The sequence below is a fragment of the Paractinoplanes toevensis genome (assembly GCF_018332695.1).
GTDB classification, from domain to species: Bacteria; Actinomycetota; Actinomycetes; order Mycobacteriales; family Micromonosporaceae; genus Actinoplanes; species Actinoplanes toevensis.
The window spans coordinates 1-9,756 of the sequence record NZ_BOQN01000224.1; the positions used below are offsets into that span (position 1 = coordinate 1).

Genomic DNA, 9,756 nt, shown 5'->3' on the forward strand with positions numbered 1-9,756 from the left:
CGTCAAAACGGGGCAGGCCCAGTTCCGAGCCCGCTACGAGATAGGCCGGGCCGGCGAACTAGCCGTCTACTCACTAGGCGTGGACCCCAACACCGGAACCCCCGACGAGCAGGTAAAACACATAATCCCTACAGCCCGCAAGGCTGGCGCTCAGTCCAGGGCATCGCCGTGGGCGAAAAGCCAAAAGATCCACAAACCATGCTGTAGCAAGGGATGCGAACGAGGCTGCCCGGCTCACGCTTTCCGTGAGCAGTCGGCAGCCCCAGACTCGTGGCCAGGGGCGGGGTCAAACCGCCGACCTTCCGACTGCCGCTTGACAGCCAACTTCAGGCGAATTTCACAGCGCCTACTTTGTGTTAGCAGCGCGGGTGACGGATACCGGGTCGCCCAGAATTGTGAGGACGGCGCGTTTGCCCAAAGGCTTCGCTAGGTTCAGCGCCGCGGTGCGGGTCATGCCGATCATGGTGCATACGCCGGTGTAGCCGCTGCGTTGCTCCAGCACGATGACCACCACCGCCTTGTCCGACTCGACGGGCTCAGCGGCATAGTCGGCGCCGCATGACTGCGCCGACGGTCCTGGCGGTCCGGTGAACGTGACCGTCATGCGGGTGCCCTGCGCATCCACGGCGGCGGAGTCGATGGGCATGCCATAGGTCGTGGCGTCAGGATCCCAGGCGGAGGGGCTGACGTTGGGAGCCTGCGAGGGGGATTTGGCCGCCTCCTGGTCGTGGTGAGCCAACGACGCTCTTGCCTGCTGGCGCAGTTCCTCCCAGCTTTCGCCCTTGGCCAGGCCAGAAGTGCCGCCGTCCAGTTCCACGCCGTTGGAGTCACAGGCCGTGAGCAACATCAGCACGGCCGTCAACACGGCTGACCACGAACGTGCAGCCATCACCGCAACTCCTCGAACGTTCGACGTCCCAGCTCGCGCCAGCAACGTGCACTCTGACGCAAGCGCGCATGCGCGGCGACCCCTGGCCCAGCGACCGCAGACGGTAGCGCACCTGGCCAACTGGTCCCGCCTGCCGACGACAGTCGAGTTCGAACGGCACGCGGCGGCCTGCGGGCTGCCGCCAGTCCGGTTGCGCGACACACGTCACGACACACGTCACGGCGCATGCTCGCTGGCGGGGTGCCGATCGAGATCGTGCAACTGATCCTCGGCCACTCGTCGGCGGACGTAACCCGCCGGGGTCTACGCACACCTCATGCGGACGACGACGGCAGCACAAGTTGAGGAAGCGGTGGCGCTGCTGACTCGGCATCGCCCGTCAAGACCGGCTGTGAGCAAAGTCCGTCGCTCACGACGCCGTAACGAAAAGCGCCGACCGGCTTATCCGCTGGTCGACGCCCTGTTGATCTGGTGGCCAGGGGCGGGGTCGAACCGCCGACCTTCCGATTTTCAGTCGGACGCTCGTACCAACTGAGCTACCTGGCCTTAGATGTTGCTTTGCGGTCCTGACGGGACTTGAACCCGCGACCTCCGCCTTGACAGGGCGGCGAGCACTCCAACTGCTCCACAGGACCTTGCTATTCACTTGCTAGCCGGTTGGTGGCTTGCGCTACCAACCTACCAGTACCCCCAACGGGATTCGAACCCGTGCTACCGCCTTGAAAGGGCGGCGTCCTGGGCCACTAGACGATGAGGGCAACTCCGCCAGTATTGCATGTTCGCAATGCTTAGCGGCGTAGACCCCAACCGGGCCCCGCTTGAGGCTTGGAAAGCATACGTGATCCACCGCCCGCACTCCAAACCGGTATCCCGTACCGCCCTGAACAGGGGAAACATCACGCGACGGCGGTTCGGAGCAGGTTTATGGCCGGAACGAGGGCGGTCAGGAGGGTCACGCCGTCCGGCATATCGGCCTCGGTCCAGCCGGGGCCGGCCGCGGCCACGAGGAGTGGCCGGCGGGGGTGGGTGGCTACTCGGGCCAGTTGGGCGGCGTTGCTGGTGTGGGGCATCGAGGACCAGAGGACGACCGCGGTGGGGCCGGTTCGGGTGATGGCGTCCTCCAGCGCCTGTGGTGGCACCCGGGCGCCCAGCAGGCGGGTCGGGATGCCCTCCTCGGCCAGGGCGGCGGCCAGGGCCTCCAGCGGGAGGGTGTGTTGTTCCTCGTCGGCGGCGGCCAGCAGGACCCGGGGCGCCGTCGCGGCCGGTGGACGTGGGACGGCGCTCAGGACTTCCGTGACGGAGCGTGAGAGCAGGTGTTCCACCTCGATGAAGCGCCGGGTGGACTCGTAGCGCTCGCCGATGCCGACCAGGACGGGCAGGGCCACCTCGTTCCAGGTGGCGATCACTCCGGTCTCGACCACGGCGGCGGCCAGGATGTCGCGCATCAGGGGTGCGTCCAGGCGCATCGCGGCGCGGGCCAGTCCGCGCGCGGCCGGCACGACCTGGCCGAGCGGAATGGCCAGCCCACCACCGTCCGGCCCGCGGCCGGAGACGGGAACGTCCGGCGGCGCCGGGAGGGTGGGGGCCGAGGTCACCGCAGGGACGGGTGTACGCCGAGCCCAGGCGGCCGCCTCCGCGGGTGCCACGCCCTGGGACGTCAGCCGGAGCATCACCTCGAGCCGGTTCAGGTCCTGGGCCGTGTAGCGCCGGTGCTGGCCGGGCACGTGGCGGCTCGGGCCCAGCCCGTACCGCTGGTGCCAGGTCCGCAGGGTGGTGACCGCTACGCCGAGACGGCGTGCGACCGCACCGGCGCTCAGCGCCTCATCGGCCACCCGACCGCTCCGGAGCATCGGCAGTAACGTCCGCAACTAGCCCGGCGGAGGAGACAGGCGACAGCCTGGCAGTCACGCCGAGTAACCAGGGAGCGAACGGGTTCGGGTCGGCGGTGATCTCCGTGAAGAGGTCGGGTACCGATACCCACCGCAGGTCGGCGACCTCGTCGGGGTCGGGGGTGGGGCGGATGCCGGCGGGCAGGTCGCCGAGCAGCACGTGGTCGTATTCGTGCTCGACCCGGCCGCTCGACGGGTCTTCGGCCCGGTAGGTGTAGACGCCGACCTGGGTCAGCGGCATCGCGGGCAGGTTGAGCTCTTCGGCGAGCCGGCGGCGGGCGGCGTCGGCCACGTCCTCGCCGGGCCGGGGGTGGCCGCAGCAGGTGTTGGCCCAGCGCAGCGGGAACCGGGTCTTGACCGCAGCCCGTTGCTGCAGCAGCACGCGCCCGTCCGAAGGGTCGCGCAGGAATACCGAGAACGCCCGGTGCAACCGTCCGGGCGCCTGGTGGGCCGCGAGGACGGTGTCCGACCCGATGGCCACGCCGTCGAGCGACACCAGTTCGACGACGTGGGATTCGCGAGCGGTCACCGGTGTTCCCCGACGATCCGGCCGGCGGCCAGTTTTCCGGAGATCAGAACCATGGGTACGCCGACGCCGGGTTGGGTGCCGGAGCCGGTGAACACCACGTTGGGGTAGACGGGGTGCAGGTTGGACGGGCGGAACGGTCCGGTCTGGCCGAACGTGTGGGCGGCCGCGAACGGTGTGCCGGCCGCCATGCCCTGATCGGCCCAGTCGGCCGGGGTAATCACTTGCTGCACCTCGATGCCGTCGCCGAATCCCACGTATCCGCGCTTCTCCAGGGTTCGCACCAGCGAGGCCGCGTACCGGTCGGCGAGGTCGCCGCGCCAGTTCATCGGGCCGTCGGACAGGTTGGGGGTGGGCGCGAGCACGTAGTAGGTCTGCCGGCCGTCGGGGGCCGCGGTCGGGTCGGTGTGGGTGGGATTGGTCACCAGCAGGGACGGGTCGCTCATCAACAGGCCGTCCCGGATCACCTCGTCGAAGGTGCGTTTCCAGTGGCGGCCGAAGTGGATGTTGTGGTGGGCGATCTTCCCGTACGCCTGCTTGGAGCCGATGTGCAGCACCACGCAGGACGGTGAGTAGCGCAGGCGGCGTTGTCGCTGCGGTGGCAGGAGATCGCGCTTGGCGATCGGCAGGTCGGGGTTGAGGACCACGACGTCGGCGGGGATGCGGTCGCCGTCGGCGGTGATCACCCCGGTGGCCCGGCCGTTGCTGATCTCGACGCTGGTGACGGTGGTGTCGTAGCGGAAGCTGACGCCGTGTTTCTCGGCCGCTCCGGCCAGGGCTTTCGGCACGGCGTGCATGCCGCCCTTGGGGAAGTAGACGCCGGCGACCGAGTCGAGGTAGGCGATGACCGCGTAGATCGCGAGGGCGTCGTGCGGTGCGAGGCCGGCGTACATCGCCTGGAACGAGAAGATCCGCTGGGTGCGCGGGTCGCGGAAGAACGACGCGATCTTCGGGTGGAGGTGGCGGAAGCCGCCCATGCCGAGGAGTTTCAGCAGGTTGAGATTGACCAGGTCGAGCGGGGTGTCGAGGTTGCGGCCGATGAAGTGGTCGCGCTCCAGTTCCCACAGCTTCCGGGCGAAGTCGACGAACCGCAGGTAACCGTCGGCCTCGCGCGGTCCGCACACTCGGGAGATCTCGGCGGCCATCGCCAGCGTGTCGGTGTGAACATCCAGCGTCGATCCGTCGGGGTAGTAAGCCCGATAGGCCGGGTCCAGCGGCGACAGTTCCAGCCAATCGGACAGCTTCTCGCCGACCGCGGCGAGCGGTTCCTCGATCAGGGACGGCATGGTCAGCACGGTCGGCCCGGTGTCGAACTCATAACCCTGCAGCGACAACCGCCCGGCCCGGCCGCCCGGCACGGATTCCCGTTCGACCACCGTGACCTGCCGTCCGGCCGCGGCCAGATGCAGCGCGCACGCCAAACCGCCCAGCCCGGCTCCGACAATCACCACGCGTGCGGTCGGTCCCGTCACGTTTCGCATGCCGGACATCATGCCGCCCGCTGGGTGGCGCGAACCGCCAGCTCGATGAGCGCGGTCCGGGCGTCGCCGTCGATCGGCAGGTCGGCCAGGATCGCGACCGCGGCGGCGACGCGTTCCTGGATCATCTGCTCGACCCGGTCGGGCGCCCCGGTTTCGGTGATCGAGCGGGGGGTGAGCCCGCCGGAGCCGTCGGCGGGGTTGACAGCTCCGGCGGGGTCCAGGGCCAGCTCGGGGGCGAGCTGGCGAGCGAGTAACAGCAGAGTCGTGGGTTTGCCGGCGCGCAGGTCGTCGCCGGCCGGTTTGCCGGTCACGGCCGGGTCGCCGTAGACACCGAGAAGGTCGTCGCGCAGCTGGAACGCTTCGCCGACCAACTGGCCGTATCGGCAGTAGGCGTCGTCGATGTCCGAGTCGACCGGCCCGGCCAGGGCCAGGCCGAACTGCAGCGGCCGCTGCACGGTGTAGCTGGCGGTTTTCAGGCGGGCGACCAGCAGCGCCCGCTCGGCCGACCACTCCTGCGGCGAGCTTTCGCCGAGCACGTCCAGATACTGCCCGGCGACCGCCTCGACCCGCATCCGGTCGTAGCGGGAGCGCACCGAGAACAGCGTCGCGGTCGACAGCGGGGTGCGGGCCAGCAGTTGGTCGGCCCAGACCAGGCAGAGGTCGCCGACCAGGATCGCCGCGGTGGTGCCGAACCGGCCCGAGTCACCGAGCCGGCCGGCCCGGGCGTGCTGCCCGGCGAACAGCCGGTGCGCGGTGGGCCGGCCGCGCCGGGTGGCCGACTCGTCCATGACGTCGTCGTGCACCAGGGCGAACGTGTGCATGAGCTCGAGCGCGGCGAGGGCCGGCAGCACCGGGTCGAGTGGCTCGCCCGGACCGGTCGCCCCACGCCACCCCCAGTAGGCGAACGTGGGGCGCAACCGTTTCCCGCCGGCCAGCACCAGGTCCCGTGTGGTGCGGGCCATGCCGCCGAGGGCCGGGTCGATCGCCTCGAGCGCGGCGATCTGGGCGGCCAGGAAGTCGGCGAGAGTGCCCTCGACCGCGTCGAGCAGGGTGGGGCGGCTGACCTGCCGGGGTACCCGGCGCAGTTTTCCCTCGAGCGTGTCGTTGGCCACGAGTCGTACCGTACCCTAGGTTCTGTGGTTGCGTCGATTGCTGCGTCGATTTGGAGGACGTGAAGTGGATCTCGCCAGCTCCTACGAGCGCTGCCGGATGCTGCACAAGAAGCACGGCCGCACCTACTACCTGGCGACCCGGCTGCTGCCCGCGTGGAAACGACGGCACGTGCACGCCCTCTACGGCTTCACCCGTTACGCCGACGAGATCGTCGACCAGACCGAGGCGCTGCCCCCGGCGGCCCGCAAAGAGCGACTCGACGAATGGTCCGAGCGCTTCGTGGCCGGCCTGCGCGGCGGCGAGGTCGACGACCCGCTGCTGCCCGCCGTGCTGCACACCATCGCGGTGTTCGACCTGGACGTCGACGACTTCGCCACGTTCCTGCGCTGCATGGCGATGGACCTGACGATCACGTCCTACGACACCTACGACGACCTGCTGGAATACATGGAGGGCTCGGCCGCGGTGATCGGCACGATGATGCTGCCGATCCTCGGTTCCGCCGACCCGGCCGCCGCTCGCGAACCCGCCCGCCAGCTCGGCATCGCCTTCCAGCTCACCAACTTCATCCGGGACGTCGCCGAGGACCTCGAGCGCGGCCGCGTCTACCTCCCGCGTGAGGACCTCGACCGCTTCGGCCTGACGCCGGCCGATCTCCGGCCCGGCAACCCCAAAATCAAACCCTTGATTGTGTACGAGGTGGAGCGGGCTCGCGGCCACTACCGTCAGGCCGCCCCCGGCATCCCGCTGCTCGAACCCGCGTCCCAGGCCTGCATGCGCACCGCCTACCTGCTCTACGGCGGCATCCTCGACCAGGTGGAGGCTGCCGACCACGACGTGTTCGCCCGCCGAGCCACGGTGCCCAACTCGCGCCGGGCCGCCGTCGCCGTGCGCAGCCTGCTCACCCGGCCCGGCACCCCGGTGGCCGCCTGATGCGCACGGCCGTCGTCCTGTTCACCCGCGACCTGCGGGTGCACGACAACCCGGCCCTCGCCGCGGCCTGCGCCAACGCCGACCGGGTCGTCCCGCTCTTCGTCCTCGACCCGGCCCTGTCGGAGCTGTCCGCCAACCGCAGCCGCTTCCTGCACCAGGCGCTCGCCGACCTGCGCGACACCCTGCGCGGGCGGGGTGGCGACCTCGTCCTGCGCAGCGGCGACCCGGTCGCCGAAGCGATCAAGCTCTGCGGCGAGGTGGGGGCGACCATGCTCGGCGTAGCCGCGGACGTCACCACGTACGCCAAAAAGCGCGAAACCCGCCTCCAGGCCGAATGCGATCGGCAGCGCATCGCGCTGCGTTTCTTTCCCGGCGTGACCGTGGTCGATCCGGGTTCGCTGCGACCCGGCGGCGGCGGACCGGCCTATCGGGTCTTCACTCCCTATTACCGGGTCTGGCAGTCGGCCGATTGGCGGGACGAGGTGGCCGCGCCGCACACCATCACGCTGCCGGACGGAATCGCGGCCGGCCGCCTGCCGGCGACGCCGGACGGAGAATCGCCGGACGCCGCCACCGGCGGCGAGACCGAGGGACGGCGGCGGCTGACTGCCTGGCTGAGCGCCATTGACGGGTACGGGGATGGGCACGACGACCTGCCCGGCGACGTGACCAGCCGGCTCAGTCCGTACCTTCGCTTCGGTTGTGTCTCGCCGCTGGCCGTCGCCGACGCGGCCCGGACGCGCAATGCCGATCCCTTTGTTCGCCAGCTCTGCTGGCGCGATTTCTACTACCAGGTCGTGCAGGCCTTCCCGCAGATCTCCGCCCGGGCTTATCGGCCGAACGCCGACGACGAATGGCGAGACGATCCGGAGGCGCTGAAACATTGGCAGGACGGGCTGACCGGGGTGCCGATCGTGGATGCCGGGATGCGGCAGCTGCGCGCCGAGGGCTGGATGCACAACCGGGCCCGCCTGATCACCGCCGCGTTCCTGACCAAACATCTCGGGGTCGACTGGCGGCTCGGGGTGCAGTGGTTCTTCCGGTGGCTGCTCGACGGGGACGTGCCCAACAATTCCGGTAATTGGCAGTGGGTGGCCGGCACCGGCAACGACAGCCGGCCCTACCGCCGCTTCAACCCGATCCGGCAGGCCCATCGGTTCGACCCCGAAGGCGTGTACGTTCGGCGCTACATACCCGAACTCAAGGCGATCGAGGGCTCGGCAGTCCACGAGCCGTGGCGACTACCGGCAGCGGTGCGCGACGGTCTCGACTACCCGGGTCCCCTGGAGTCACACCGGGACGAAGCGGTGTGGCTGCGGCCGTGAACCCCCCGCCCGGTACGCCCGGGCGGGTCTTAGCGGGGTCCGTCGACCTCGTTGCGTCCGTCAAACGTGGGGTCGGCGGGCCCCCCTTTTTGTCGCCGGATCACCGGCGCCGTCCACTGCTGGTGGCCATGGACGGCGCCGGCGTGGCGGTCGTGAGGACGGCGGACACCAGCCAGGTCCGCCGTCGCCCCCTCACTTCCGCCTCCTTGATCCCTCTTCCGCGACGGTGAGAATCGGCGACCGGCCGGGCGGCATTAGATTTTCTCGACGTTGCTTTCTCCGAGTGCCCGCTCGATGCGGTCGACCGTGGTGAAGTCGCCGAGACGCCTGGTCACGTACGCGATCGCGAGGTCCCGGGCCGGGTCGGCCCAACCGGCGTTGCCGCCCAGCCCGCCTTGGCCCCAGGTGCCGTCCGGCTCGATCTGCACGCCCAGACCCCAGGTGACCTCGGACTCCAGGAACAGGTCGGTGCCCGTGTACTGCGGAACGGCCAGCTCGGGGAGCCGGCCGTCGAGGATCGCGGCGTAGAAGCGGGCGATCGCCATCGAGGTGGCATGGATGTTGACGGCCGGAACCGCGGCCTGGCGCCACAGTGGGGAGTTGACCACGGCCAGGTCCCGGGCACCCGAGGGGTTGGCGACCGCGCGGGCGTGCACCGAGTCGGGGGCGCCGAGCATGCGCTGCGGCCAGTCGGGGGAGTCGAACTCGAGCTCCGCGCAGTTCTCCTCGCTGTTCAGGGCGAAACCCAGGTCCAGGCCCAGCGGGCCGGCGATCTCCTCGGCGACGTAGCGAGCCGGCGGCCGGCCGTCGACCCGGCGGACCAGCTCGCCGAGCAGGTGGCCGTAGGTGAGGGCGTGCTCGGCGGCCACCGTGCCCGGCTCCCACTCCGGGGTGGCCTCGGCCAGGTCGTTGCAGAGCAGATCCCAGTCGGCCCAGTCCTCCGGCCGGCGGGGAACGGGGAATGCGGGCAGGGCGGCGAGGTGGGCCAGCGCATCCCGTACCGAAGCCCTGGTCTTGAACGACGGCCAGTAGGTGGCCATCTGGTCGGACAGCGTGACCTGTCCACGTCGCACCAGCTGTAGCACCGCGGCGGCCATCACCGGCTTGCCCACCGAGTAGACGTTGACCAGGGTTTTCTCGTCCCACGCGGTCGTGCGCGCGGTGTCGCGCCAACCCTCGCGCAGATCCACCACGGGACGGCCGCGGTACAGGATTGTCAGGGCGGAACCACCGCGTGGGTCGGCGGCGAACGCCTCGCCGACCGCTTCGAAACCTCTCGCGATCATCTACGCACCGTAGGCCCTGTGCACTGCCGTCTGTCGATATACGCGCGCTGACCTGCACTTTTGCGCGACACTGGGGGCCGATTTGGAGCCCGGGGAACCAGCCTGTAATGTTTTCCGAGCCGGCAGGGACGCGGACGAAACAAAGCGGAGAGATCCGCAGCGGCCGTCCTGCCAAATCCTTCGAACTTCGGATCGCAGCAGTGCTGCGCGCCTGGGTCGGGGGAGGCACTAGGGCATAAGGTCACCAACCGGGAGAAACCGGTTGACACGGACTGGAAGACCTAGTAAGGTTGAACGAGTGCCCCGAGGGCGGG

At 69.8% G+C, this 9,756-nt stretch carries 8 protein-coding genes and 3 tRNA genes; 2 read left to right on the forward strand and 9 right to left on the reverse strand.

What is annotated here, in order from left to right:
* Positions 1–346 precede the first annotated feature (346 nt).
* The 8 genes from Ato02nite_RS50740 to Ato02nite_RS50775 form a co-directional block, all read right to left on the reverse strand.
* Positions 347–889 (reverse strand): hypothetical protein, encoded by a 543-nt coding sequence (locus tag Ato02nite_RS50740; RefSeq protein WP_213013935.1) that lies wholly within the window; start codon positions 887–889, stop codon positions 347–349.
* Positions 890–1,358: 469 nt separating this feature from the next.
* Positions 1,359–1,435 (reverse strand) — tRNA-Phe (locus Ato02nite_RS50745).
* 15 nt (positions 1,436–1,450) lie between these two features.
* Positions 1,451–1,524: transfer RNA gene (locus Ato02nite_RS50750), tRNA-Asp, on the reverse strand.
* A gap of 50 nt (positions 1,525–1,574) precedes the next feature.
* A tRNA-Glu gene (locus Ato02nite_RS50755) sits at positions 1,575–1,647 on the reverse strand.
* Positions 1,648–1,785: 138 nt separating this feature from the next.
* Positions 1,786–2,721, reverse strand: a complete 936-nt coding sequence (locus Ato02nite_RS50760) for a MerR family transcriptional regulator (RefSeq protein WP_213013941.1) — start codon at positions 2,719–2,721, stop codon at positions 1,786–1,788.
* Positions 2,711–3,307 carry an isopentenyl-diphosphate Delta-isomerase gene (gene idi, locus Ato02nite_RS50765; protein WP_213013936.1) on the reverse strand — a complete coding sequence of 199 codons (597 nt, stop codon included), beginning with the start codon at positions 3,305–3,307 and terminating at the stop codon, positions 2,711–2,713. Before idi ends, Ato02nite_RS50760 begins: the two co-directional genes overlap by 11 nt.
* Positions 3,304–4,785, reverse strand: coding sequence for a phytoene desaturase family protein (gene crtI, locus Ato02nite_RS50770; protein WP_213013937.1), 1,482 nt, complete (start codon positions 4,783–4,785; stop codon positions 3,304–3,306). Before crtI ends, idi begins: the two co-directional genes overlap by 4 nt.
* A gap of 8 nt (positions 4,786–4,793) precedes the next feature.
* Positions 4,794–5,870, reverse strand: a complete 1,077-nt coding sequence (locus tag Ato02nite_RS50775; protein ID WP_246608263.1) for a polyprenyl synthetase family protein — start codon at positions 5,868–5,870, stop codon at positions 4,794–4,796.
* Positions 5,871–5,994: 124 nt separating this feature from the next.
* Here Ato02nite_RS50775 and Ato02nite_RS50780 point away from each other — a divergent pair, with 124 nt between their 5' ends.
* Together Ato02nite_RS50780 and Ato02nite_RS50785 are read left to right on the forward strand one after the other, a co-directional pair.
* The gene (locus tag Ato02nite_RS50780) at positions 5,995–6,831 is read left to right on the forward strand and encodes a phytoene/squalene synthase family protein (protein WP_213013942.1); all 837 of its coding nucleotides are present in this window, start codon (positions 5,995–5,997) and stop codon (positions 6,829–6,831) included.
* Positions 6,831–8,156 (forward strand): cryptochrome/photolyase family protein, encoded by a 1,326-nt coding sequence (locus tag Ato02nite_RS50785; RefSeq protein ID WP_213013939.1) that lies wholly within the window; start codon positions 6,831–6,833, stop codon positions 8,154–8,156. Before Ato02nite_RS50780 ends, Ato02nite_RS50785 begins: the two co-directional genes overlap by 1 nt.
* 254 nt (positions 8,157–8,410) lie before the next feature.
* On the opposite strand, the gene Ato02nite_RS50790 is transcribed toward Ato02nite_RS50785, so the two are convergent.
* On the reverse strand, positions 8,411–9,442 hold the full coding sequence (locus Ato02nite_RS50790; RefSeq protein WP_213013940.1) for a serine hydrolase domain-containing protein: 1,032 nt from the start codon (positions 9,440–9,442) through the stop codon (positions 8,411–8,413).
* Between the last annotated feature and the right edge of the window lie 314 nt (positions 9,443–9,756).